28 protein-coding genes are annotated in these 24,247 nt (G+C 68.9%); 21 read left to right on the top strand and 7 right to left on the bottom strand.

Features of this window, described 5'->3' with window-relative positions:
* The first annotated feature begins 49 nt into the window (after positions 1-49).
* The 3 genes from ACYVKF_RS04145 to ACYVKF_RS04135 all read left to right on the top strand — a co-directional run bounded on the left by ACYVKF_RS04145 (position 50) and on the right by ACYVKF_RS04135 (position 4,486).
* Positions 50-796, top strand: a complete 747-nt coding sequence (locus tag ACYVKF_RS04145; RefSeq protein ID WP_460965058.1) for a response regulator — start codon at positions 50-52, stop codon at positions 794-796.
* A gap of 101 nt (positions 797-897) precedes the next feature.
* Positions 898-1,989 (top strand): sensor histidine kinase, encoded by a 1,092-nt coding sequence (locus ACYVKF_RS04140; RefSeq protein WP_460965056.1) that lies wholly within the window; start codon positions 898-900, stop codon positions 1,987-1,989.
* A gap of 106 nt (positions 1,990-2,095) precedes the next feature.
* Positions 2,096-4,486 (top strand): heavy metal translocating P-type ATPase, encoded by a 2,391-nt coding sequence (locus ACYVKF_RS04135; RefSeq protein WP_460965054.1) that lies wholly within the window; start codon positions 2,096-2,098, stop codon positions 4,484-4,486.
* A gap of 714 nt (positions 4,487-5,200) precedes the next feature.
* Here the strand turns inward: ACYVKF_RS04135 and ACYVKF_RS04130 are convergent.
* From ACYVKF_RS04130 to trxA, 3 genes are read right to left on the bottom strand one after another with little or no spacing between them, the layout of a single operon-like run.
* Positions 5,201-5,467 carry a metal-sensitive transcriptional regulator gene (locus ACYVKF_RS04130; protein ID WP_056920565.1) on the bottom strand — a complete coding sequence of 89 codons (267 nt, stop codon included), beginning with the start codon at positions 5,465-5,467 and terminating at the stop codon, positions 5,201-5,203.
* Positions 5,468-5,526: 59 nt separating this feature from the next.
* Positions 5,527-5,919 (bottom strand): DUF302 domain-containing protein, encoded by a 393-nt coding sequence (locus tag ACYVKF_RS04125; RefSeq protein ID WP_460965051.1) that lies wholly within the window; start codon positions 5,917-5,919, stop codon positions 5,527-5,529.
* Between the two features lie 45 nt (positions 5,920-5,964).
* Positions 5,965-6,333: a thioredoxin gene (gene trxA / locus ACYVKF_RS04120; protein WP_460965049.1), complete on the bottom strand. Its 369-nt coding sequence runs from the start codon at positions 6,331-6,333 to the stop codon at positions 5,965-5,967.
* A 194-nt stretch (positions 6,334-6,527) separates the two neighbouring features.
* Between trxA and ACYVKF_RS04115 the strand changes: the two genes are divergently transcribed.
* The 5 genes from ACYVKF_RS04115 to ACYVKF_RS04095 all read left to right on the top strand — a co-directional run bounded on the left by ACYVKF_RS04115 (position 6,528) and on the right by ACYVKF_RS04095 (position 10,260).
* Positions 6,528-6,866 (top strand): rhodanese-like domain-containing protein, encoded by a 339-nt coding sequence (locus ACYVKF_RS04115; protein ID WP_460965047.1) that lies wholly within the window; start codon positions 6,528-6,530, stop codon positions 6,864-6,866.
* Between the two features lie 42 nt (positions 6,867-6,908).
* Positions 6,909-8,330 carry a rhodanese-like domain-containing protein gene (locus tag ACYVKF_RS04110; RefSeq protein ID WP_460965045.1) on the top strand — a complete coding sequence of 474 codons (1,422 nt, stop codon included), beginning with the start codon at positions 6,909-6,911 and terminating at the stop codon, positions 8,328-8,330.
* 55 nt (positions 8,331-8,385) lie between these two features.
* Positions 8,386-8,565: a hypothetical protein gene (locus tag ACYVKF_RS04105; protein WP_460965043.1), complete on the top strand. Its 180-nt coding sequence runs from the start codon at positions 8,386-8,388 to the stop codon at positions 8,563-8,565.
* 167 nt (positions 8,566-8,732) lie between these two features.
* Positions 8,733-9,545, top strand: a complete 813-nt coding sequence (locus ACYVKF_RS04100; protein WP_460965041.1) for a sulfite exporter TauE/SafE family protein — start codon at positions 8,733-8,735, stop codon at positions 9,543-9,545.
* Positions 9,546-9,648: 103 nt separating this feature from the next.
* A complete protein-coding gene (locus ACYVKF_RS04095; protein ID WP_460965039.1) occupies positions 9,649-10,260 on the top strand; it encodes a rhodanese-like domain-containing protein in 612 nt (203 codons plus the stop codon).
* Between the two features lie 205 nt (positions 10,261-10,465).
* Here the strand turns inward: ACYVKF_RS04095 and ACYVKF_RS04090 are convergent, their stop codons facing one another.
* Positions 10,466-11,212 (bottom strand): hypothetical protein, encoded by a 747-nt coding sequence (locus ACYVKF_RS04090; RefSeq protein ID WP_460965037.1) that lies wholly within the window; start codon positions 11,210-11,212, stop codon positions 10,466-10,468.
* A gap of 315 nt (positions 11,213-11,527) precedes the next feature.
* On the opposite strand from ACYVKF_RS04090, the gene ACYVKF_RS04085 reads away from it, so the two are divergent.
* The 5 genes from ACYVKF_RS04085 (at position 11,528) to ACYVKF_RS04065 (ending at position 14,794) form a co-directional block, all read left to right on the top strand.
* The gene (locus tag ACYVKF_RS04085; protein ID WP_460965035.1) at positions 11,528-12,133 is read left to right on the top strand and encodes a helix-turn-helix domain-containing protein; all 606 of its coding nucleotides are present in this window, start codon (positions 11,528-11,530) and stop codon (positions 12,131-12,133) included.
* Complete coding sequence (locus ACYVKF_RS04080) at positions 12,126-12,878, top strand: B3/B4 domain-containing protein (protein WP_460965033.1); 753 nt, start codon at positions 12,126-12,128, stop codon at positions 12,876-12,878. Before ACYVKF_RS04085 ends, ACYVKF_RS04080 begins: the two co-directional genes overlap by 8 nt.
* A complete protein-coding gene (locus tag ACYVKF_RS04075; protein WP_460965031.1) occupies positions 12,875-13,180 on the top strand; it encodes an antibiotic biosynthesis monooxygenase family protein in 306 nt (101 codons plus the stop codon). The genes ACYVKF_RS04080 and ACYVKF_RS04075 overlap by 4 nt, the downstream gene beginning before the upstream one ends.
* Before the next feature lie 199 nt (positions 13,181-13,379).
* Complete coding sequence (locus tag ACYVKF_RS04070) at positions 13,380-14,072, top strand: EamA family transporter (RefSeq protein ID WP_460965029.1); 693 nt, start codon at positions 13,380-13,382, stop codon at positions 14,070-14,072.
* 185 nt (positions 14,073-14,257) lie between these two features.
* On the top strand, positions 14,258-14,794 hold the full coding sequence (locus ACYVKF_RS04065; RefSeq protein WP_460965027.1) for a hypothetical protein: 537 nt from the start codon (positions 14,258-14,260) through the stop codon (positions 14,792-14,794).
* 806 nt (positions 14,795-15,600) lie between these two features.
* Here ACYVKF_RS04065 and ACYVKF_RS04060 read toward each other — a convergent pair.
* Positions 15,601-16,074, bottom strand: a complete 474-nt coding sequence (locus tag ACYVKF_RS04060) for a hypothetical protein (RefSeq protein WP_460965025.1) — start codon at positions 16,072-16,074, stop codon at positions 15,601-15,603.
* A 378-nt stretch (positions 16,075-16,452) separates the two neighbouring features.
* Between ACYVKF_RS04060 and ACYVKF_RS04055 the strand changes: the two genes are divergently transcribed.
* Positions 16,453-17,187, top strand: a complete 735-nt coding sequence (locus tag ACYVKF_RS04055; protein ID WP_460965023.1) for a hypothetical protein — start codon at positions 16,453-16,455, stop codon at positions 17,185-17,187.
* Between the two features lie 122 nt (positions 17,188-17,309).
* Here ACYVKF_RS04055 and ACYVKF_RS04050 read toward each other — a convergent pair whose 3' ends face one another.
* Entirely contained in the window at positions 17,310-17,918 is a 609-nt protein-coding gene (locus ACYVKF_RS04050) for a class I SAM-dependent methyltransferase (RefSeq protein ID WP_460965528.1), read from the bottom strand.
* A gap of 482 nt (positions 17,919-18,400) precedes the next feature.
* On the opposite strand from ACYVKF_RS04050, the gene ACYVKF_RS04045 reads away from it, so the two are divergent.
* The 4 genes from ACYVKF_RS04045 to ACYVKF_RS04030 all read left to right on the top strand — a co-directional run bounded on the left by ACYVKF_RS04045 (position 18,401) and on the right by ACYVKF_RS04030 (position 21,498).
* Positions 18,401-18,655, top strand: coding sequence for a hypothetical protein (locus ACYVKF_RS04045; RefSeq protein WP_460965021.1), 255 nt, complete (start codon positions 18,401-18,403; stop codon positions 18,653-18,655).
* Positions 18,656-18,793: 138 nt separating this feature from the next.
* Complete coding sequence (locus ACYVKF_RS04040; protein ID WP_460965019.1) at positions 18,794-20,275, top strand: hypothetical protein; 1,482 nt, start codon at positions 18,794-18,796, stop codon at positions 20,273-20,275.
* Positions 20,276-20,388: 113 nt separating this feature from the next.
* Entirely contained in the window at positions 20,389-20,679 is a 291-nt protein-coding gene (locus ACYVKF_RS04035; RefSeq protein ID WP_460965017.1) for a hypothetical protein, read from the top strand.
* Positions 20,680-21,084: 405 nt separating this feature from the next.
* Positions 21,085-21,498 carry a replication/maintenance protein RepL gene (locus ACYVKF_RS04030; protein WP_460965015.1) on the top strand — a complete coding sequence of 138 codons (414 nt, stop codon included), beginning with the start codon at positions 21,085-21,087 and terminating at the stop codon, positions 21,496-21,498.
* A gap of 426 nt (positions 21,499-21,924) precedes the next feature.
* Here the strand turns inward: ACYVKF_RS04030 and ACYVKF_RS04025 are convergent, their stop codons facing one another.
* Positions 21,925-22,521, bottom strand: coding sequence for a helix-turn-helix domain-containing protein (locus ACYVKF_RS04025; RefSeq protein WP_460965013.1), 597 nt, complete (start codon positions 22,519-22,521; stop codon positions 21,925-21,927).
* A gap of 227 nt (positions 22,522-22,748) precedes the next feature.
* On the opposite strand from ACYVKF_RS04025, the gene ACYVKF_RS04020 reads away from it, so the two are divergent.
* From ACYVKF_RS04020 to ACYVKF_RS04010, 3 genes are all read left to right on the top strand, one after another.
* On the top strand, positions 22,749-22,910 hold the full coding sequence (locus tag ACYVKF_RS04020) for a hypothetical protein (protein ID WP_460965011.1): 162 nt from the start codon (positions 22,749-22,751) through the stop codon (positions 22,908-22,910).
* Positions 22,907-23,845 carry an NAD(P)/FAD-dependent oxidoreductase gene (locus ACYVKF_RS04015; protein WP_460965009.1) on the top strand — a complete coding sequence of 313 codons (939 nt, stop codon included), beginning with the start codon at positions 22,907-22,909 and terminating at the stop codon, positions 23,843-23,845. The genes ACYVKF_RS04020 and ACYVKF_RS04015 overlap by 4 nt, the downstream gene beginning before the upstream one ends.
* A gap of 75 nt (positions 23,846-23,920) precedes the next feature.
* A complete protein-coding gene (locus tag ACYVKF_RS04010; protein ID WP_460965007.1) occupies positions 23,921-24,196 on the top strand; it encodes a hypothetical protein in 276 nt (91 codons plus the stop codon).
* Positions 24,197-24,247 lie beyond the last annotated feature (51 nt).

Below are 24,247 nucleotides of genomic sequence, written 5' to 3'. Positions count from 1 at the left end.
AGGACCTTCGGCGCACCAGATGAGGGACCTGGCCTGCCACGATGACGCCATGAGCACCCCACACGTCATGCCCGACACAGGTGGCATCCGTGGGCTGCGCGCCTTGGTCGTCGAGGACGACACCCCCATGGCAGACGTCATCGCCAGCTACCTGGACCGTGACGGGTTCGAGGTTCGCACCTGCGGCAACGGCATCGACGCGGTCGACGTCGCGCGTGAGCTGGACCCCGATGTCGTCGTTCTCGACCTGGGCCTACCCGGCCAGGATGGGCTGGAGGTGTGCCGTCAGCTGCGCACGTTCTCCGACGCGTACGTGGTCATGCTCACCGCCCGCGCCGACGAGGTCGACACCTTGGTCGGTCTGTCCGTGGGCGCCGACGACTACATGACCAAACCGTTCAGCCCCCGCGAGCTCGTCGCCCGACTACGCGCCATGCTGCGCCGCCCCCGACCCATCGGCGGACACAGCACACACGGCGACCCTGCGCCGCAGCTGCGCAGGTTCGGCGACCTGTCCATCGACCCCCTCGGCCGTGACGTGTGGGTGGACGCCGAACCGGTCCCCTTGACCCGCACCGAGTTCGACCTCCTCGCCGCCCTGTCGGCCAGGCCGCAGATGGCGTTCAGTCGCAGGCAGCTCATCGAGGACGTGTGGGGGTCAGGGTGGGTCGGCGACGAGCACCTCGTCGACGTCCACGTCCTGCACCTGCGTCGCAAGCTCGGCGACGACGCCACCACGTCGAGGTACATCCGCACCGTCCGTGGCGTCGGGTACCGGATGGGCACCGGCTCATGACCACGACCCGGCAGCCGGAGCCCTCGCCCGAACCAGCACCATCAACGTCCTCGTCCTCGTCCTCGTTGTCGTCACGGCAGGGTCGGCGCCGGCCCGCAGGGTTGTCGACGCGCCTGCTGCTGGCGCAGGGGCTGCTGCTGGTCGCAGGCGCCGGCACAGCCTGGCTGGTTGCCTTGGCCATCGGTCCCGGCATCTTCCACCAACACATGGTCGAAGCGGGCGGCACGCACACCCCGGCGGAGCTGGACCACATCGAGCGGGGGTTTCGCGACTCCCTGGTCGTGGCACTGTCCACCGGACTGGTCGCCGCTGTACTCATCGCGCTGGTCGTCACCTGGTGGTTCAGCCGCCGGCTGCACGCATCCACCGCTGCCGTCGCCGCGTCCACCACCCGCATCAGCCACGGTCACTACGACACCCGTGTCCCCACCGTCGGGCTCGGGCAGGAGTTCGACCACCTCGCCGACACCGTCAACGAGCTCGCCACCCGCCTCGAACGGGTCGAACAGACACGGACCCGCCTGCTGGCCGACCTCGCCCACGAGATGCGCACCCCTTTGGCCAGCATCGACGCCCACCTCGAAGCCATCGAGGACGGTGTCCGCACCGCCGACCCCGCCACCATGGCCGTGCTGCGCGGCAACAGCCGGCGCCTGCACCGCCTGGCCAACGACATCACCACAGTCAGCCGCGCGGAGGAAGGGCGCCTGGACCTGCGACCCACACCCACCGCGGCTGCCGACCTCCTGCGTAGCGCCGCTGCCGCTGCCGCTGACGCCTACGCAGCAGCAGGGGTCACCTTGCGCACCGAGGTCAACACTCCCGCCGCCATCGACGCCGACCCTGACCGCATCAGCCAGGTCCTGACGAACCTGCTCGACAACGCCCTGCACCACACTGTCGCCCCCGGAGCCGTCACCCTCACCGCCCGCCGGGGCCACGACCACACCGTCGAGCTCGTCGTCACCGACACCGGGACCGGCATCTCCGCAGACGACCTACCGCACATCTTTGAACGGTTCTACCGCGCAGACCCCGCCCGCCAACACCGCGGCGGCAGCGGCATCGGTCTGACCATCAGCCGAGCCATCATCGACGCCCACGGCGGCACCCTCGTCGCCACCAGCAACGGCGCCGGCCGCGGCGCCACCTTCACCGCCACCCTCCCCGAGACCGGGCACCACCACCCCTGAGCTCTCACCCCTGCCCCTCCCGCGCCTGCCCCACCCGGCGGCAACACCGGACCTGGCACGACCTCCGCCTCTTGACCGGATACCCCCTAGGGGTATGGTGGTAGGCATGAATACAGGCCACGACCACACGGACCACTCCGATCTGCCGGGGAACGTGCGGACCTCGTTGGTGAAGGACCCCGTCTGCGGTATGGACGTCGACCCCGCCACCAGCGAGCACCGCAGTGAGCTCGACGGGCGCACCCATCACTTCTGCTCGCCCGGGTGCAAGGCGAAGTTCGACGCCGACCCGAGCGCCTGCCTCGACGCCGAAGCCAGAACCCACGGCCACTCCCACCGCTCGACAGGCGGCGCCGGCTCCGGGGACTCCGGTGCTGGCCCGGCTGTGGCCGAGTGGACGTGCCCGATGCACCCCGAGATCCGCCGGCCGGGGCCCGGCACGTGCCCCATCTGCGGCATGGCGCTCGAACCGGTGAGAGTCACCGCCGACAGCGGCCCCAACCCCGAGCTGGCCGACATGACCCGCCGTTTCAAGGTCGCCACCGCGCTGAGCATCCCGGTCCTCATCCTGGGCATGGGCCGGGACCTGGTCCCGGCTCTGCACGACGCCATCTCGGCGCCCGTGTCGAACTGGGTCCAGCTGGTGTTCGCGACACCGGTCGTGCTGTGGGCCGGAGCCCCGTTCTTCGCCCGGGGCTGGACCTCGGTGCGCACGATGAAGCTGAACATGTTCACCCTGATCGCGATGGGCACGGGCGTCGCCTGGCTGTTCAGCGTGGTCGCCACCGTGGCTCCTGAGATCTTCCCGGAGTCGTTCCGCATGGATGGCGCCGTCGCGGTCTACTTCGAAGCGGCCGCCGTCATCACCGCCCTCGTCCTGCTCGGCCAGGTCCTCGAGCTCCGCGCCCGAGAGAGCACCTCCGGCGCCATCCGAGCCCTGCTCGACCTGACTCCCAAGACCGCTCGCCGGCTCGACGACACCGGAACCGAGACCGACGTGCCGCTGGAGCAGGTCGTCGTCGGCGACCTGCTGCGCGTGCGGCCCGGGGAGTCCGTCCCCGTCGACGGACGCGTCCAGGACGGGTCCTCCACGTTGGACGAGTCGATGGTGACCGGCGAGTCGATGCCCGTCACCAAGACCGCCGGCGACCCGGTCATCGGCGGCACCGTCAACCAGACCGGTGCCCTGGTCGTGCGCGCCGGCAAGGTCGGCGCCGACACGATGCTGGCCCGCATCGTGCAGATGGTCGCCGACGCACAACGCTCCCGAGCACCCATCCAGCGCCTCGCCGACAAGGTCTCGGCACTGTTCGTGCCCTCCGTCATCGGCGCCGCGGTCGTCGCGTTCATCATCTGGGCCACCCTCGGCCCGGACCCGCGCCTTGCACACGCCCTGGTCATCGCGGTCAGTGTCCTCATCATCGCCTGCCCCTGCGCACTTGGCCTCGCGACGCCGGTGTCGATCATGGTCGGTGTCGGCCGAGGGGCGTCGTTGGGCGTGCTCATCAAGAACGCTGAGGCGCTCGAGCTGCTCGAGAAGGTCGACACCCTCGTCGTCGACAAGACCGGCACCCTCACTCAGGGCAAGCCATGCCTGACCCACATCACGCCTGCGGCCGGGTTCGACCAGGACGACGTGCTGCGCCTGGCAGCCGCGGTGGAACGCCCCTCCCAGCATCCGCTCGGGGCAGCCATCGTCACCGCGGCAGATGACGCCGCCCTGACCGTCCCGGACGTGACGGACTTCGACGCCCCCACCGGCAAGGGCGTCCTCGGCACTGTCGCGGGGCGACGAGTCCTTGTCGGCACCTCGTCGCTCCTGACCGCCAACAACGTCGCCACGACCGCGATGGACGGGGAGGCGGACCGGTTGCGCACTGATGGCGCCAGCGCCGTCTACGTCGCCGTCGACGGCGACCTGGCCGCGGTCCTAGCCATTTCCGACCCCGTCAAGGACACCACCGCGGCCGCGCTGGAAGCGTTGCGCCGCGACGGCATCGAGGTCGTCATGCTCACCGGCGACAACGCCAGGACCGCCCAAGCCGTCGCCCGCACCTTGGGCATCGACCGGGTCGAGGCCGAAGTCATGCCCGACCACAAGAGCGACGTCGTCACCAGGCTCCGGGCCGAGGGCAACGTCGTAGCGATGGCCGGAGACGGCGTCAACGACGCACCCGCGCTGACCGCGGCCGACGTCGGGATCGCCATGAGCACCGGGACAGACGTGGCCATCGAGAGCGCCGGCGTCACCCTCCTGCGCGGCGACCTCAACGGCATCGTCGCAGCGCGCGCCTTGTCCAAGGCCACCATGGGCAACATCCGCCAGAACCTGGTCTTCGCGTTCGTCTACAACGCCGCCGGTATCCCGCTGGCCGCAGGCGTGCTCTACCCAGCGTTCGGGCTACTGCTGTCGCCAATGATTGCCGCAGCTGCGATGGCCCTGTCATCGGTCAGCGTCATCGGCAACGCGCTGCGCCTGAGGACTCGGCGCTTGTAGCGCCCCGCCCTGCTCATGCACTCGCGCATGCCGGAGGAGATGATGGAGAGATCAGCCCGGTCCAAGCGCGGTCGACGGCGGCGAGCTGGGTGACAACGTCGCGGCAGTCGGCATTATCTTGCTGCGTCGAAACGGCCCTACAACCGGCGCAACGCACCCGACCTGGCAGCTGTCCTGCGAGCTTCGCGACGGCCGGTAGCAACCGCAGGGTCCAGGCACCTGTCAGGGATCGCGACCTGGTGCGCAAGCCGACGACAGGGTCGCCGCGACACATCAGCACCGACACCGGAGACCATCAGCAGGATGGTTGCGCAAAGAGAAGCGGCCCTCACAGTGAATGTGAGGGCCGCTTCTCTTTGCTACTTCAAGTAGCGGGGGTTGAATTTGAATCAGAGACCGGCGGATGAGGTTGCGTGCTACCGATGCCCTGACCTGCGCTTTCGTCACGTTGTCCACCCGCGTCCAGTCCTTCTGTCCAGTCGCTCTAACCATCTGCTCGTCCCCGTCCGACATTCTCGACCTCGCTCGTCCGACATTCTGCCTTCCTCCGTGGACACGGTGGTCGCGTGGCAGCGGGCCGTCGCCCGAGCGTGAGGCGAGGCGAGACTGTGCCCAAGTGAGGGCTCCGGGCGCCCGTCCAAATCTGACCGTACGCAGCCACCAGTGTCGGACACTGCTGCCCGTGCGATGTGCTCGCTGGCGGACCCGTCGGCGTTAGGCGAGGGTGAGGAAGAGCTTCTCCATGGTGGCCTGGTCCTCGGCGTTGATGCCGTCCGGTGAGGACATGCACTCGCGCATTCCGGAGGAGACGATGGCGAACCCGGCGCGGTCCAGGGCGCGGTTGACGGCGGCGAGCTGTGTGACGACGTCGCGGCAGTCGCGCCCTTCTTCGATGAGGCGGATGACGCCGCCGAGCTGGCCCTGGGCGCGGCGCAGGCGGTTGATGACGGGGGTCATGTCGTCGGTGTTGAGGGTGACCATCGGGATGCTCCTGGGGCTCGGTGTTGCTGGGTGCGTTGGCGGGGCAGGGTCAGGCGGTGTCAGGCGGTGAGCGACACGAGGGCTGCGGTGAGTCTGTCGCGGGCGTCGGCGGCGACGTCGGTGAGGTTCTCGTTGCGGGTCATGGTGACCATGACCTTGGGGTCCATGGCTTCGACGAGGGTGGTGTCGTCGTCGATGGAGCGGACGACGACGTTGCACGGCAGTAGCAGCCCGATGGACGGTTCTGCCTGGACGGCGGCGTAGGCCAGTGGTGGGCGGCAGGCTCCAAGGATGACCTGGGCGGGGATGTCGGCGTCGAGCTTGGCCTTGAGGGTCGCGGCGAGGTCGATCTCGGTCAGGACGCCGAAGCCTTGGTCGGCCAGGGCCGTCCGGGTGGCCTCGAGGGTGGGTCCGAACGGCTGGTTCACGGTGGCGCTCAGGGCGTAGCTCACGGGTGGCTCTCCTTGGTCGGTGTGGGGGCGGCAGACGGTGCTGGTTCAGGCGGGCTGGTTCTGCTCGGCGAGCTGGGTACGGATGGCGTCCATGTCCAGGGCGCGGACGCCCTCGATGACCTGCTCGAGGCTGGCTGCAGGCAGCGCGCCGGGCTGAGAGAACACCAGGATGCCGTCGCGGAACGCCATCAGGGTGGGGATGGACGTGATCTGGGCCGCGGCGGCGAGGGCCTGCTCGGCCTCGGTGTCGACCTCGCCGAACACGATGTCGTCGTGGGCGGCCGAGGCGGCCTCGAAGACAGGGGCGAACTGACGACACGGGCCGCACCAGGAGGCCCAGAAGTCGACCAGGACGATGCCGCCGGCGGTGATGGTGGATTCGAAGTTCTGCCCAGTCAGGGTCGTGGTGCTCATGTGGGTGCTCCTTGGTCTGCTGAGGTGAGGATACCTGCTGGGGTATGCAGCGCTCGCCCAGTCTCACCCATTCCCGAAGCCTGTGTGGATACCCGGTGGGGTACATCACACAGGCTCTCCTCGACTTGACTGGAATGCCCCCGGGGGTACTACGGTTGCACGCATCCGATACCCCGCTGGGTATCAGTGTCCGGATGAAGGAGAGCAGCCAGATGTCCGAGGTCAGCCTCGAAGCGTTCGCCTCAGCCCACGCCGACGGCGCCATCGTCATCGACGTCCGCGAGCCCGGCGAGTACGTCGGCGGGCACGTGCCCGGCGCAGTGCTGATGCCCATGGGACAGCTGCCCTCCCGCACCACCGAGCTCGACCGCAACCGCCCCGTGTACGTCATCTGCGCCAGCGGCAACCGCTCCGGTGCCATGACCGACTACCTCGTCCACGCCGGCTTTGACGCGCTCTCGGTCGCCGGCGGCACCGCTGCCTGGGCCACCAGCGGTCGCCCGGTCGTGACTGGTCAGCGTCCCACCGCCTGACCGCCGACCCTCCCTCACGACCCCGTCCCGGAAAGGACCCCCATGAACACCAGCACGAGCACGACAGGCATGACCGTGAGCACCCCGGTCATCATCCCCATCGACACCCCCACCCTCGGGGACCGCTCCTACCTGGCCCACGACAGCCAGGTCGCCGTCGTCGTCGACCCGCAGCGCGACATCGACCGGGTCCTGGCCCTGGCGGCCGACGCCGCTGTGCGCATCACCGACGTCTTCGAGACCCACATCCACAACGACTACGTCACAGGCGGGCTCGCCCTCGCCCAGGCCACCGGTGCGACCTACCACGTCAACGCAGCCGACGACGTGTCCTACGAGCGGTCGCCCATCAGCGACGAGGACATCGTCGACGTGTCCGCCACGATGCGGGTCCGCGCCATCGCCACCCCTGGCCACACCTTCACGCACCTGTCCTACGCCCTCGAGGCGGCCCCTGCTGCCGGTGAGGCGTTCCAGCCGGTGGGGGTGTTCACCGGTGGGTCGCTGCTGTTCGGCGCCACGGGCCGCCCGGACCTGCTCGGTCACGACCACACCCACGACCTGGTCCACCACCAGTTCGCCTCGGCGCACCGCCTCGCCGAGGAGCTGCCCGAGCACACCCACGTCCTGCCCACCCACGGCTTCGGGTCCTTCTGCTCCGCCGGTTCCACCGGTGACACCACCGCCTCCACCATCGGTGACGAGAAGCGCCAGAACCCCGCCCTGACCCGAGACCAGGAGCGCTGGGTCGCCGACACCCTGGCCGGCCTGGACGCCTACCCGGCCTACTACGCCCACATGGCCCCGGCCAACGAGGCCGGCCCGGGCGCGCCCGACCTGACTGCACCGCAGACGGCGGACAAGGACACCCTCGCTGCGCGCATCGCGGCCGGTGAGTGGGTGGTCGACCTGCGTACCCGCACCGCGTTCGCCGCCGGGCACGTCACTGGCACCCTGAACTTCGGCCTCGACGGTCAGTTCGCCACCTACCTCGGCTGGCTCATCCCCTGGGGCACCCCACTCACCTTGCTCGGCGACAGCCCGCAGCAGGTCGCCGAAGCCCAGCGCGAGCTCGTCCGCATCGGCATCGACCACCTCGCCGGCGCCGCCACCGGCACCCCCGACCAGTGGACCGACAACCCCCTCGGAAGCTTCGAGCGGGCCGTGTTCGCCGACCTCGCCCAGGTGCGTCACCACCGCCCCGTCATCGTGCTGGACGTCCGCCGGGCGAGCGAGTTCGATGACGGGCACATCGACGGCGCTATGAACATCCCGCTGCACGAGCTGCTCGCCCGCGTCGAGGAGGTCCCCGCCGGTGAGGTGTGGGTCCACTGCGCCGGCGGCTACCGCGCCTCCATCGCCGCCTCGGTGCTCGCCGCCCGCAGCATCCCGGTCGTGGCCGTGGACGACAGCTTCGGCGAGAACGCCGCCAGCTCCGGCCTGCCCATCACCGAGGCAGCCTGACCACACCCGACCTGACCACCGACCCCTCGCACCACCACACCTAAGGAGAACCACCATGTGCCGTCCCGCCACCTGCAAGGTCTGCGGCAAGACCACCTGGGCCGGTTGCGGCCAGCACGTCGACCAGGTCATGGCCGGCGTGCCCCGCGCCGACCGCTGCCCCGGCCACAGCGCCGACGAGTTGGCCGCATCTGGTGGCGGCTCGTTCCTCGGCCGCCTCTTCGGCCGGAACTGAGCCGCACAACCCCCTCAGACCGGGCGCCGGCCGTCGTCCCCCCTGTCCGGCGGCGCCCTGACCGGGACGCGCAATCCCCGAACCGCGTCTTGGTCAACCCGTCGGGGGTCGGCGCCCCTGCGCTTGCCCCCGACGGGCCCACGAAAACCTAGGAGAGAACACCTACCGTGTCGCCCTTGGTACTGCCCCTTGGACTGCTCATCGGCCTCGCGCTCGGTGCGCTTGGCGGTGGTGGGTCCATCCTCACCGTCCCCGCCCTCGTGTACCTGCTGGCCCAGGACCCACGGTCGGCCACGACCAGTTCGCTGCTCATCGTCGGAGCCACGTCCCTCATCGCCCTCGCCCCGCACGCCCGAGCGGGCCGCGTCCGGTTCGGTCAGGGCCTGATGTTCGGAGCCCTCGGCACCGCAGGGTCGTTCGCCGGCTCCGCCCTCGCCGCCCACGTCGACCCGCAGGTCCTGCTGACCGCGTTCGCCGGGCTCATGCTCGTGGTCGCCACCTTGATGATTCGCCGCTCACTACGCAGCACCGGCGTCGCGGGTGGCCTCGAGGACCCCACTGCCGAGCCCATCCTCACGTTCAACCCCATCACGTGCGCCTGCCCTCGGCTGGCGAAGGTCGTCGTCACCGCGACCGCGGTGGGCCTGCTCACCGGGTTCTTCGGCGTCGGCGGCGGATTCGTCCTCGTCCCGGCACTCGTGCTGGCCCTGTCGTTCCCGATGCCCGTGGCCGTCGGCACCTCGCTGCTCGTCATCGCCGTCAACAGCGCCACCGCCCTGACCGCCCGCATCACCACCGGCAGCACCCACCTGGACTGGCCCCTCATCGCCGGGTTCACAGCCGCTGCTGTCGTCGGCAGCCTGTTCGGCGGACGCATCACCTCACGCGTCAAGCCCTCCCACCTGACCCGCGCGTTCGCCGTCCTGCTCGTCGCCGTCGCGCTTTACACGGCCGCACGCAGCATCCCCGCCCTGATCTGACCCGCCCGCCGATGCGGCGCATGGTGCTCACGCGGCTAACGCATGCCCACGTCGTCACGACCTGCGCGCCGGGACCGACCCGGCGCGCCCTCGAAAGGAACCCATGACCCACCCCACGAACACCACCCCGACCGGCACCCGGCTGCGGCGCCGCGCCGCCTTGGACGCTCACGCCGTCCAGGACTGGCTCACCGCGCCGGACGGACCGCGCCTGCTCGACGTGCGCAGCCCGGCGGAGTTCACCACCGCCCACATCCGCGGGTCGTACAACGTCCCCTTGGACCTGCTGCGCGAACACGCAACCGAGCTGCGCACCCACCTGCGCGAAGACGTCGTCCTCGTCTGCCGCTCCGGCGCCCGCGCCACCCAGGCCGAGACCGTCCTGGCCACGACCGGCCTGGAGAACCTGCACGTCCTGACCGGCGGCATCACCGCCTGGGAAGCATCCGGTGGCCCGCTCACCCGTGGCGCGCAGACGTGGGAGCTCGAACGTCAGGTGCGCCTCGTCGCCGGCAGCATCGTCCTGGCCGGAGTTCTCGCGAGTGTCGTCGCGCCGTGGGCGAAGTGGATCTCGGCCGGCATCGGCGCCGGCCTTGCCGGCGCAGCCCTGACGAACAGCTGCGCCATGGGCATGCTCCTGTCCAAGCTGCCGCACAACCGACGCAACACACCCGACCTGGCGGCGGTGCTGCGCGACCTTCGGGCCAACCGGTAAAGCCCGCCGTTCGACGGCGTCACCGCCGCAGGATTGTGGCCACAACCTGTGGCCACAATCCCGCGATGGTGACCGGTGCTACACGTCGTAGCAACTTTGCAGGCGCCGACTTTCCCTACGGTCGTACGTCATCAACGCACCCGCACCGCCCGCACCATTGACCAGCCGGACGCGTCCACCTGGCAGACCTGCCATAGGCCGCTGTCTACTCGGCGCTGGAAGTCGTGGCTGCGTGAGCTCGCTGGTGTTGGGGCAGCTTGGCTACGCGGGCGCCGCAGTCCGGGCACCGTGAGAGCTCTGCGCTGTCAGCCCAGGAGTCGATGGTTGCCGGCCACCACCAGTCCTTGCCTCGGTCGGTCCCGTCCGGCGCGGGGAACGTGCCGTTGTTGCGGCGCAGGCGCAGGTTGTCCGGTGACCAGCCAAGGTGGCGGGTGACGGCCCGGTACCCCCACCGCGGAGGTGACGCGTTCTTCGCGCGACGTTCGACCGCCGCGTTGCTCAACATGAGCACGGCGGCGATGTGGTCCCGCGAGCATCCGCCGACCCAGAGAGCCTCGAAGGCGACAGCGGCCGCAGCGTCCCTGTCGTCCTGCGTTGCCAAACCGCGGGTCAGCAGGGCTCGAGTCGTGCGTCCGCGCCGTCCGCGCCAGCCGGCGTCATCACCCGCAGCCGCCAGCGCCACTGTCAGCGCCAGCACCAGCATTCGGGTGGAGGAGCGGACGCTGACGGCAGCGTCAGTCGATGTGGTCGCCCGGGCGAGCGTACGAAGGTCGGCGATGCTCACGTCGTCGAAACGGGTCAAGAGCCGGCGGACGGACGTGTGCACCTCGTCGGCGGTCCACCGGCCGTCGTCACCCGTGGGCCCCAAGTGCTGCCCCAGAACCGGCGCCCACACCGCCCCCAGCCCCAGCAAAGCGCACGCACCTGCCGCGTCGTAGCTCGTGCTCGTCACTGCCCACCTCCTTGCGGCCCTCATCGCGCCCTCAGTGCGGTGGCTCATTGTCTGCCGACCGCAGCTTCCGCGCCGGTCATCCACAGTTTTCGCCCGCTCACTCAAAAACGTCGGGCGTGGGCGTCCTTCGTGCGCTGAGCGACGAGTCCCTTCGACAAGTTCGTGTCCGCGGCAATGCGGTCGCAGCTCCACCTCTGCCGGCGCGGGTGCGCGACTGCCTCAGGCGCGGCCACGTCAGCTGCTCTGCGACGTCGTCGATGACCGCGATCTGCCCATTACATTTCCACTGCACTACAAGTGCAGTAAGATGCACTTGTGGATGAACAGACGGCGAGTTTGGCCTCGGCAATCGGGGCGCGTGTGCGGCAGGAGCGGCAGGGGCGTGGTTGGACTTTGGACCAGCTGGCGGCGTCGGCGGGGGTGAGTCGGCGCGCTGTGGTGAACGTGGAGCAGGGTGTTGCAAATCCCAGCGTGGGCACGCTGCTGCGTGTCAGTGATGCCTTGGGCATCGGGTTGCCGGCACTCGTTGCGCCGCCGGCATCCAGACCGGTCACGGTGACTCGGGCGGGGAAGGGCGCGGCTCTGTGGACGGGTGAGAACGGTGGCCAGGGTCTGCTGGTTGCTGGGACGCAGCCGCCGGACGTGGTCGAGCTGTGGGACTGGACCCTGGCCGCCGGCGACCGTCATGTCAGTGAGGCACACGTGTCAGGGACCAAAGAGCTGCTGCAGGTACGCACCGGGACCGTCACCCTGGTAGTCGGCGACCAGACGTACGCCTTGGACCCGGGCGACGCCGTGTCGTTTCCCGGTGATGTCGAGCACGGGTACGCCAACCGCTCCGATTCGGTCGCGTCGTTCTCCCTTGCGGTGTTCGAACCAGGGGTTCATCCCGGCACGCGCGACGAGGTGTCGCATGCCTGAGCGCCCGCCGGTAGCGACCTTCCTCGCCGAGGCCACACTGAGCGCCGAGGTCGCTGAGCTTCGACCTGACTACCGTGCGCTGCTCGTGGTCGCGCAGGGCCTGACTCCCGGTACGAGCGACGAAGTCAGCGACGCCCTCCTGCGCCGAGCCGAAGCGGCCGCCACTGCCCGTGTCTCGGCCAACACGGTTGAGGAGATGCCGCACGTGGCGGCATGGCGCGACGCCTACCGAGCCTTCGGCGCGAAGCCGCAACGCACGCGCAACAGCCTTGAAGCGCTCACCCGGCGGGCGCCCAGCGGCCTACCCCGGGTCAACCGGCTCACCGACGTGTACAACGCCATCTCCGTCCTGCACCAGCTACCCATCGGCGGTGAGGACCTCGACCGCTATGTCGGCAGCCCGCGCCTACTGCGAGCCACAGGCGCCGAACCGTTCGACACCACGGCGGATGGTGCGGACGTCATCGACCACCCCGAGCCGGGCGAGGTCGTCTGGTGCGACGACCTCGGCGTGACCTGCCGACGCTGGAACTGGCGCCAAGGCCGCCGCACCGCTCTGGGCGAGGACACCACCGATGCCGTGTTCATCCTCGACGCCCTCAAGCCGATGACCGACCATGCGCTGCGTGCCGCAGCGACCGACCTGACCGACCACCTTCGACGCCTGGGCCCCGACGTGCACGTGACCGACCGGCTCCTCCACGCATCGGCACCCCAGCCCACCGACCCACCGGAGCTCTCATGATCTGCGTCCAGTTCATCTTCAAGCCCGGCACCTACGACGACGACTTCCACGACCTCGACGCGCAAATCGACACCTACGCCCGCAGCCTGCCCGGCTTCGTCCGCACCGAGACCTGGCAGCAACCAGAACACGGCTTGGTCAACGCCATCTACTACTTCACCGACCAGAAAGCCCTCGCACACCTCGCGAAGTTCCCCACCCACAGGGAAGCCAAGAGCCAGGTGCACCGCTGGTACGACGGGTACCGCATCGTTGTCACCGAGGTGAAGGCGACCTACGGCGACGACCGGCTCCCTGCGTGACTCACCGCCACACCACCCCGGCCTGGACGCTCGCCGTGGGTGCCATGCTGTCGGTCCAGCTCGGCTCCGCCCTGTCGCTCGATGTCATGGACGCCATCGGACCGGCAGGTACCGCATGGCTGCGCCTGAGCATCGGGGCGGTCATCTTCATCGCCATCGCCAGACCACCTCTACGTACCCTGGGCCGCAACGACATCCCGTGGTCCTGGGCCTCGGCATCAGCACCGGCGTCCAGACCGTCACCTTCCTGGCCGCCATCCAACGGCTCCCACTGGGAACGTCAGTCGCGATCGAGTTCTTGGGGCCCCTGACGGTGGCCGCCATCGGAAGTCACTCTCGTCGTGCACTTGCGTGGCCCGCCTTGGCGTTGGCCGGCGTGGTCCTGCTGACCGAGCCGTGGCACGGCCGCGTCAACATCACCGGGGTGACGCTCGCCGCCCTGGCAGCCCTCGGATGGGCCGCCTACATCCTGCTGACCCAGCGACTCGGCGACCGCTTCACCGGCCTCAGCGGCTTGTCCATGACAGTGCCCGTAGCAGCAGCAACCGCAGCCATCATGGGCATTCCGCAAGCCGCCGGGCACATCACGTTTCCCGTTCTTGCCGCCACCGCTGGACTGGCCCTGCTGCTGCCCGTCCTGCCCTACGCCCTGGAACTGCTCGCCCTACGCCGCATGACTCACCTCGCGTTCGGCACGCTCATGGCACTCGAACCCGCCCTCGGTGTGCTGCTAGGGCTGCTGGTCCTACACCAGCACCCAAGTTTCGCTCAAGGCATTGGCGTCGCCCTCGTAGTGCTCGCCGGAGCCGCTGCCCAGCGCGGAGGGCGACGCGAGACTTCGACACGCCAAGACGCGGCACCGGCGCACTCACAGCTCGACAGGTGTAGTTGACCCACGCATCCGGGGACGTCCGCTCTGCAGATTCTTGTTCTGACGGTGCGACCGGTGCCTGGCCGCGCCGGAAGTACGTCACCTGCTGATGGACCAGTGACGGCCCGAGCGACACCTCATCGTGCGGCGGCGCGCGTCCTAACAGGTGGTGCGCTGCTGTTCAGAGGCGGGCAAGATATCTGTTCGTGCCCCAGGAGTCCTTCCCGACGCTGGAGTCCCGTCTGGCAGCGATGGAGTCGGTCGAGCAGCGTCGGACGGCGACTCAGCTCGCGTCCGTCGTACTTCCCCTGGGGGAGCTGGGTTCGCTCGCACTGCCCCCTGGCGGGCTCGGTCCCATCGCGGAGGCGATTGCGGCAAGGACCAGCATCACGTCGGTCGAACGAGCCCGGCACGTCCTCTTGACCATGCCGGAGATGGGCGGGGACGAGGAGCCTGAAGACGTTCCTACTTGGTATGCGTTCGGGGCTGTGGTCGCTTGGGTCTACGCGGCCGATGCGAACACGACCTCCCCGTCTGGCGGGGTCGTCCACACCTTCAACCGTGTCTCCGAACTGCTGGACGAGATCGACAACGACCTCGAGGACACCCAGCTGCTCAACGAGCTGCTGGGTGTGATGAATGGTCTGAGCGGTGCAACCAACCCGTGGGCAGCGTTGACCCAAGGCGTGCGCGAAGCCGCTGACCGGCTGCGCGCGCTCGAGGTAGGCCACTCCTCGGCGTGAGAGCACGAAGCAAGAAGTGAGCGTGCTCAAGCGTGGAAGGCGATTGGTGCGAGACGTCCTATCCTGCTCATCCGTGCTGCGCCAGCTCAGCGCCAAACTTGGGTGTCGGGTTCAGCGTCGGGGGTCGGACACCCGTCGGGTCAGGGCAATCAGTGCGTCGTACAGCGGAGCTGCTGATGGAAGCGCCTCTGTCGCACGGCGGGCCGCTGGAGCCAACCGGTGTGCTGTGTTGGTTGCCGTGACGAACGGCGAACAGGCAAGGCCAGCGAACGCGCCAAGCTCACCGCTGTGCTCGAGCCCGGACGTGTTCCCGTGCAGGTCGCCGAACCACCAGCCGGTGGCGTCAGGCCGGACACCATCTCCAGTCGGATCTGAAATCGCCTTCTTCATGCACACGGCGCAAACATCGCACACGCCCCCGCTCGCTCCGGCGCGAACGAGTTCGCTCTCAGCCAGACGGACAGACTTGCGCGACACCCGGCCGCGCCTGCCGCCGGTGAAACGCTCAAGTGCGAACCCATCCGGCCGATGAGGTGGGTGTCGCACCAGCACTCGGAACGCTCGCAACCCCTGCCACGTGAGCCGACCCCCCCCTGAGGTGACTCCACCCACAGCCAACTCGGCGTGGCCGCATTCAACGGGCTTGGCCCGGCCGGCACAGGTTGTGGGTGCACCATGGGGTAGCAGCGCGCCGCCTCCCTGACCCCCCCCTCGGGTTGAGGAGGCGCGCTGCACCTTCATGCCAGCCTGCGCGCAGGCGTGCAGCGCGGGGGTGCGCATCAGCTACTGGCGACGACTGCCCGGACTTAGGACTGCAGGGGTTGCGGTGGGGGTTCGTCGTGGTTGGCCCACCACCACTTCCCGATGTCGTCCAGGGCGTCTTCGTAGCGGCGCCATCGACCCAGCGACCGCAGGAACTCCGCCGTGAGCCCGTACTGGGCTCCTTGGGGTGACACGGTCAGGTACCCGCCGTGGTCGTACATCGGGGAGCCGTCGTCCCAGTGCAGGAACGGGGCCTCGGCCTGGACCTGCTGCGCGTCGCTCATCCGCACCGAACGCTCGACGACGGACACGATGACCGCTGACTCGGACGAGAACGACACATCTAGGTCCGGGTAGTCGGGGTCCGGTTCCAGTGGTCCGGTCGGTTCGACGTTGTACAGGTCGCCGCCGGAGCCGTCGCCGGTCAGGGCGAGGGAGGCGAACATGCGGCCCAGGTCACGGTCGGTCGTGACGTACACCCGTTTGGGGTCGTGCGGAGCGTCGCCGGCCTTGTACATCCGCAACATCATCGGGTGCGCGCGCGGACGGAGCTGGTCCCCTGGGGACAGACCAGGTGTGCCGCCGTGCCAGTACGGCGTCAGCGGCACCGACCCCTGCTTGCGTTCCCGGCGACCGCCACGCCTCGAGCCACCTGCGCGCCCACCCATGTTCCCCCTTGAGCTATGCGTACCTGCTTGACCGTTCTACCACCGCGGCCCACGGACCGGGCAACCCAGAGGCGTGTGCACGCCACTTGCGGCGCCACCATGAAGTGCCGAAAACCATCTCGATTGCGTCACAGCACCCCATAACGGTCACCGCGATGTCCGCAACGGCGCCTACGTTGGGCCGGCGCCCGCACGCGCGCACCGACGCCGCTCCTGGAGGAACATCTCGTGATTCGCACTGCCCGTCTTGCTCTGCCCGTTGTCGTCCTGGCGCTGGCGTTGACCGCCTGCGGCAACGCCCCCGAGCGTGCGGTGACGGTGGGGACCGAGTCGCCGGCTGCCAAGGCTGCCCAGACGAGCGAGGCTGCACCCAAGCCCCAGGGTGCTGGTGACAAGCTGGACGCGAAGCAGGTCAAGGCTGCACTGCTGGCTGTGGGTGACATGCCGACCGGTTGGGCGGCGGCGGAGTCCGAGCCGGAGAAGGACGACACGTCGACGGTGGAGCCGGCGTCGTGCCAGAAGCTATTCGACAACATGGACACGTCGGGCAAGAAGGTGAAGGCGAAGCACAAGGCGTCCGCGTCGTTCACCCAGGGCGGCATGCTCGGCGTCCAGTTCGAGGAAGAGGTCGCGTCCTTCGACGACGACAACCAAGGCGACCACGTCGAAGGGCTCGGCAAGGTCCTGACCGAGTGTTCGAAGATGACCGTTGTCGACGGGGCCGAACGCATGCCGATGACGATGACCGGGCTGTCGTTCCCGAACCTGGGCGACCAGACCCTCGCGTTCCGCGCCAAGGCCAAGTCCGAGGGCATCGAGGTCGTCATCGACGCCGTGTTCGTCGCCGTCGGCCACAACGTCGTGTCGTTCACCGCGGCCGGCCTGACCCCGATGGCCGGCGACGACATGGAGAAGGTCGCCCGCGCCGGGATGGCGAAGGTCGCCACGGCAGCGAAGTCCTGACCTGCGACACCCCACCTGACGCCGTCGGCTCGCCGGGGTGGGACTGGGGTGCGCAGCCCATCCCCGTGCGGCATCACCATCGGGTGTCCGCAGGGGCCGGGCCGTTCAGGGTCGAACCTTGGTCAGGCTGCTTCCAGGACGAAGAACAAGAAGCAGATGAACGCGGTGCGCTCACCCAGGTCGGAAGGCAGGAGGTCAGGTGGGGTGTCGGGCGAGAACGGTGGCTCGCTGATGACGCTGATGCGGAACCCGGCCCTGGCGAAGGCGTCGCTCATCGCGTGCAGCGGACGGTGCCAGTACGTCAGCGTCGCCTGCTGGTCGTCGAACGTGTACTCCTCGGAGTACTCGGTCACGGCGAAGTAGTCAGCGGTCGGATTGGCTGACTCGAGGATGCGCGGGTGGTTGACCGACAGCAGCAGTCGCCCACCTGGGCGCAGGACGCGTCGCAGCTCGGCCAGCGGGCCCGTCCAGTCGCGCAGGTAGTGCAGCACCAAGGAGCACACGACGTCGTCGAACGCTGCGTCGGCGTACGGCAACGGCTCGCTCAGGTCGGCCACCGTCAGGTCCACGTCCGGCCCCAGACGCTGCCGCGCCAAGCTCAGCATGGCCGGGCTGGAGTCAAACCCGGCCACGCGCGCGCCACGCGCCCGAAGGTCGTGCACCAACGGGCCCGAGCCGCACCCGGCGTCCAGCACGCGTCGGCCTTGCACATCGCCAGCCAGGTCGACCATCGCCGGCCTGGCGTAGTACCTGTTGAACAGACCGGTCTCGTTCGCGCGGGCGTAGCTGCTTGCGAAAGTGTCGTAGTGGTCTGCTCGCACATGTCCCCCTGGACGTGGTGCTCCCGGGTTGGGAGCGCGGGCGTCCACCGTGCCACGGGCACCCTTGACCTGGACGTCAGCAGCGCCGGTACTCCTCCCGGCCGCGATGAACTCGAGCGGAGCATCTGGACTCTGCACGTCGCGAGTGACCGGACCGAGTCGGGCAGTGCCATGACCTACGACCCTGTCTGCAGGTACTTGGTGCTGCGATCGTGGAGGCACGCTCAGGAGGTGCACTGATGACCACACGACCTCACGCCACACGCCCGTCTTCACACACGGACCCTGCGTCACACGGCGGGCGGCAGGAACACGCGGCCGCTGCTCGTGCCTACCGTCGGGCCTGGTGGTCCCTGACGCTGTACCCGCTGTCGTTCCTGCTTGCGTTCGGCGTGGGCGAAGGCATTCTGGCGTTGCTCACCGACGACCCGGAGCACGCCGCGTTCTGGCAGGGGACCTTGGCGGCCGGTCCCGCACTGGTGGTGTTCGTCATCCCCGGCGTCCTGGCCGTCACCCACGGACGCGCCGCGGTTCGCCTGGGTCAACGTGCAGGTCGCGTCCCGGCCATCATCGGTGCCGCCATCGGCGGCGCCTTCATCGCTACCAACCTGGCCGCGTTCCTGTTCGGCGACCTCACAGGCCAGTAGGAGGACCTGGAGGAAGCAGGGGACGCCGTCGCACCGACCCTGGGCCACGTGCACATCGGACCAAAGCGGGGCTATGCGTCCATGTCCGGCGATACGGTTCGTCCTGGCACATCGGCACCATCATCCCGGGGGAACGTCATGGCTGAGCAGAGTTGGCACGAGGCGCGTCTTATTCCGACGTCCGGCATCAACGGCGCCGACGAGCAGGAACGCCGAGCAACATCCGCACTGCTCGCGGTGATGACCGCGGTCAAGGAGTACGGCCGCGCCATCGTGAAGCCGTTCGGCGCCCCAGCTGGCACACTCGAGTGCTTCATCGAGGTCCCCTTCATGCTCGGCGACAAGAAGCTGTACCCCGACGGTCTCATCCGCGCCAGCCGCGGGACCAAGACGTGGACCGCACTGGTTGAGGTGAAGACCGGCGGGAACGAGCTGGCTACTGAGCAGTTGGAGAACTACCTCGACATCGCCCGCGAGCAGGGCTTCGACGCCGTCATCACCATCTCCAACGAGATCCCGGCCATCGCCGGTCAGCACCCGACCAAGGTCGACAAGCGCAAGCTGCGCAAGGTCGCCCTGCACCACCTGGCCTGGTCCCAGGTCCTGGCCGAGGCCGTGATGCAGAAGGAGTTCCGCGGCGTCGCCGACCCCGACCAGGCATGGATTCTCGGCGAGCTCATCCGCTACCTGGAGCACTCACGCTCCGGAGCGCTGGAGTTCGACGACATGGGCGAGTCCTGGACCTCAGTGCGGGACGCAGTAGCCGCCGGCACGCTGCGCCCGACCGACAAGGGCATCGCCACCGTCGTCGCCCGCTTCGACGCCCTCCTGCGCTTCGCCAGCCTCGGCTTGGGCCGACGCCTAGGGACCGAGGTCGTCCCCGTCCTGACGCGTAAGGAGCTCGCCGACCCCACGCTGCGCGCTCAAGCCCTGACCGCGCAGCTGTGCGCCACCGGCCAGCTGTCCGGCGCCATCCGCATCCCCGACACCGTCGGCTCGCTCGTGGTCACCGCGGACCTGCGCGCCGGGCAGGTCACCTGCCACGTCGACCTCGACGCACCTCGCGACGGGCGCGCCACCACCCGCGTCAACTGGCTGGTCCGACAGCTGAAGAACGCCCCCGAGAGCGCCCGGGTGGAGTGCTTCACCGCCCACTCGCGCGGGTCCAGCGCCGCCGAGCTGCTGCGCACCGTGCGGGAGAACCCGAACAGCCTGGTCACCGACCCGGCCAAGGACATCCGCTCGTACCGCGTCGCGACCTCCGCGGCTCTGGGCACCAAGCGGGGCCGGGGTCGCGGCGCGTTCATCGACTCCGTCCTGGGTGAGGTCGACGCCTTCTACGCCGAAGTCCTCGGCGACCTCAAGGCATGGTCGGCTGCACCACCGAAGCTACGGCAGCCCTCCCCCACCGAGACCGAGGACGTCGAGGTCACCAAGCCGGCATCGCTGGTTTCGACGGACTTCTCGTCCCAGGACGGCCCAGCACCCGCCGACACCGCAGTCGCCACCACACCCACCGACCCGCCCACCACCGAGGCGTCGGTCGAGGAGGCGGTCGAGGAGACGCCGACGGAGCCCGCCGGTTCGACGGCCGCCGACGGCAAGGACCAGGCGCTCTAAACGTGCGGCTCTTCCACGGCGGCGCTCCCGGGCGCCGCAAGGGCGACCTGCTGCTGCCACCGTCGATCACCGGCCTTACCACGACCACGAGAACCCGCAGCGTCGCGGCAGGGATGGCCAACATCACCGGCCGCCATGACCGGGTCTACGTCACCACCGACCGGGAGCTGGCGCGCGCGTGCGCCGGAGCGTCCGAGCACGACGACGGCACCGTCGGCGGCGGCGTCCTCTACCAGGTCGAACCCGTCGGAGACCTCGAGCCAGACCCCGACCTGCCGGGTCTCCATATCTCCTTCGCAGTTCCGCAGGCGGTCGTGGTGGCCGTCCTCGACGCGTACGTGCGCCGCGACGACACCCGGTACGCGGCCAAGTTCCAGGCAGTGCTGAACCATCTGGCCCGCTGAGGCACCAGGCGTACTGTCCATGCACCCGGCCCGGCGAGGTCCACATGCTGCGTCGTCGTCGGGGGCGACCGAAAGACATCGGCCAGCGGCGGCGTCAGCCGCCCTTCGCTCTGCGGTGATCAAGGACTGGCCTTGCTGCCGTGACGACCTTCGCCACACACCTGCGGGGCAGGGACTTCGGCGAACTGTGTTGATGCGGCCGGAGGCCGCGAGCGGAGCGCAGCGACGCCAGGGCCGTGTTCGGAGCAGGGTGAGTGTCCAGAGAGCCTAGAAGGTAACCCCTCGTTGTCGCAGGTCACCGGTGTGGTCGCGTGTCGAAGTCACCACAGATCCATGCGGTTTCTGACCCATCCGACACATGTAAGTCAGGTCGCAACACGGCGGCACCACCCCGAGGAGTCATGAATGCCCGAGTACGCAAACGTCGAAACCGGCGAGATCCACCTGGTCGGCATCGTCAAGCGCCCACGCCACACCGAAACCTTCAGCTTGTTGTTCCAGAAGCCGCTGCTTCACCTGTTGAGCGACAAGGAGCTGCGCCTCTCCGCGCTCGACTGGAAGCTGCTGCTGTTGCTGCTGAGCTCGATGGAGTACGAGAACACGCTCGACGCCCACATCTCCGAGCTCGCAGAAGGCATCGGCCACGAGCGCTCCGCTGTGAGCAAGGCTCTGACCAAGCTTGAACGGGCTGGTCTCATCAAGCGGCAGGACATGGGCGGGACGCGGCCACGACGCATCCTGGTGGACCCGGCGCTGGTGTTCCGGGGGACGTTCGGGCAGCGCGCTGCGGCCTTGAAGGTCTACGACGCTGCCGCCTGACAGGCGGAGCCTGCCTTCGACCTTGTGCGGGTTCTTGGCGGAGTGTCTGAACGCGCAGACGGCAGTTCCGGAAAGGACACTTGAGACGGCTTCCGCAGCCTCAGGTGGCGAGCTCCGGCTGGGACTTACCTATTCCTGCCAGGACACTCGCCCGAGGGGTTAGTTCTGGCCGGGACACTTCGCCGGCGCATGCGTAGGGAAGAGTGGCTCACCGAATTGCCCCAGAGGGGCAGTCATGACGCTCATGCGTGCGTGTTACGACCCGGTCCCGGTCAGGAGCCGTGAACGGAACGACGACCCGTTCAGATCGGGATGGCGACGTTGCCGTGAGCCTGCCCAGCCACCAGATGACGCATCGCAGCCGGTGCCGCGGTACGCGGCAGTGCGCTCCATAGCCGGCGCGACGGTGCCAACCCTTCAGGATGCTCAGGGCTGCTGCTTGCTTGCTGACCGGGCGCGTGCGTGGACCCGTTCCCCTTGGGGACCGAAGAGGCTCAGCACTTCGGCAGGCTGGACGCCGTCGCTGCCGAACCAGTGCGGAACGTGCGTGTCGAACTCGGCCACCTCACCGGCCTTCAGGACCAGGTCGTGGTCGCCGAGCACCAGGCGCATGTGACCAGACAGGACGTACAGCCACTCGTACCCCTCGTGGCTCCGGAGCTGCGGGGTGCTGTTTGTGACGGGGATGACGATCTTCCACGCTTGCACCCCGCCGGGTTGGCGGGTCAGCGGCAGTACGGTCCGCCCGTTGCGTTTGCTGGCTTTCAGTCGAACCCGCGGGTCGCCTACCTCGGGTGCCCCGACGAGGTCGTCGAGTGGGACGCGGTACGCCTGAGCTAACGGCAGTAGTAGCTCCAAGCTGGCTCGACGCTGTCCTGTCTCCAGCCGGGACAGGGTGCTCTTGGAGATGCCAGTGGACTCGGCCAGCGCCGTTAACGTGACACCTCGTGTCGCCCGCAGCTGCTTGAGCCGTGGGCCAACCTGCTCAAGCGCCTTCGCGATGACTGTCGGCGAGTCCTCCATGCGCCCATGGTGACCACCGGGCGCGCCCATGGCAACGCCTGTTGCCAATTCTGGGCCGGAGGAATCGCGCAGCTCCATCGACACCCGACCGGGGATGATTCACCAGCCGCTCTCATTACATGTGGGGGTGCTTGCTCACTAGAGGCGTTCGTACCGTCGAGCGCACGCGGAACCCTTCAACGGCCCGACGCGAAGGGTCCCGGCCTGGCACCGAAACGGAGCGCGCCATGAACGCACTCAACCCACTCCGGTCGTCGCTGTACGACCTGTTCGTCGAGGCGGACTGTCCCTGCGACCTGCCGCACAGGGCAGACGAAACGATCACCGTTCCCGGAAACAGCAACGGGGCTGGTGTCGTCCGGGCCCACGGCTCCACAGTGTCGCCATGAACAACAACTACGACGTCCTCGTGGTCGGTGGCGGAGCCGCCGGTCTGTCCGCCGCCCTGGTGCTTAGCCGAGCCCGGCGCGACGTCGTCATCGTCGACGCCGGACACCCTCGTAACGCGCCCGCCGCACACATGCAGGGATTCCTCTCCCGCGACGGGATGCCGCCCGCTGAGCTGCTCGAGACCGGCCGGAAGGAGGTCACCGGATACGGCGCCACCATCGTCGAGGGCACCGTGCGGGAGCTCGTTCGCTGCAACGACGCAGGTTTCCAGGCGCTGCTGGGCGACGGACAGCGCGTCAAGGCCCGACGAGTCCTCGTCACGACCGGGCTGCACGACGAGCTTCCCAACATCCCCGGCCTGGCCGACCGTTGGGCCAAGGACGTCCTGCACTGCCCGTACTGCCACGGGTGGGAGGTCCGTGACCACCCGCTCGGCGTCCTGTGGCATGGACCGGACACCGTCCGGTACGCGCACATCGTGCGCCAGTGGACCCACGACCTGGTCCTGTTCACCCCTGAGGGTGCCCTGACCGCCCAGGACCGGTCCCAGCTCGTCGCCCGCGCCATTGGCGTCGTCGAAGGCGAGGTCGACCACCTTGTCATCAAGGACGACGCCCTGCACGGAGTCGCCATGAGCGATGGACGCGTCATCCCTCGCCACGCGGTCTTCGTCCCGCCACGGTTCGCTCCGCACTCCGACCTCCTCGCCGGTGTCGGGTGCGACCTCGACGAGCACGGCTGGGTCGCCACCGGTGCAAACGGAGCCACCACCGTCCCCGGACTGTGGGTCGCCGGCAACGTCGCAAACCCGCGAGCCCAGGTCATCACCGCCGCCGGTGAAGGGTCGGCCGCTGCCATCGCGATCAACAACGACCTCGTCGACGCGGACATCCGCGCAGCCGTCGACCTCTTCAACCAGGGTTTCGTGCCCTGACCCTGCCCGCTACACCACCCCTTCGACACCACCTCTTCGATACCACCTCACCATCACCACATCAGGAGTTCCGCCATGCCCAACCCCGCCTCAGCATCTCCCAGCGCACCCGCGGCACCGCCCCGCATCGCACCACCGACCAAGCACCAGCTCGCCCTCATGATCTGGCTCTGCGTCTTTCCCACCCTGACCCTCATCAACCTGGCCCTGGGCGACTGGCTGCGCCCGATGAACCCGGTGCTGCGCACCTTCGTCTTGGCCACGATCGCCGTCCCCATCGTCATCTACGGGCTCATGCCGCAGCTGCACAAGGTGCGGGCCCGCGTGGCCACTCGCGGCACCGGCCGCTGAGCCGCCGGCCGGACATACCGGTAGGGCGTTTCACAGACCGCCCGGACCCTC

It is taken from the genome of Pedococcus soli (genome assembly GCF_054782575.1).
The sequence above is the reverse complement of the archived record's forward strand: the minus strand, read 5'-3'. Positions and strand labels throughout refer to the sequence as shown.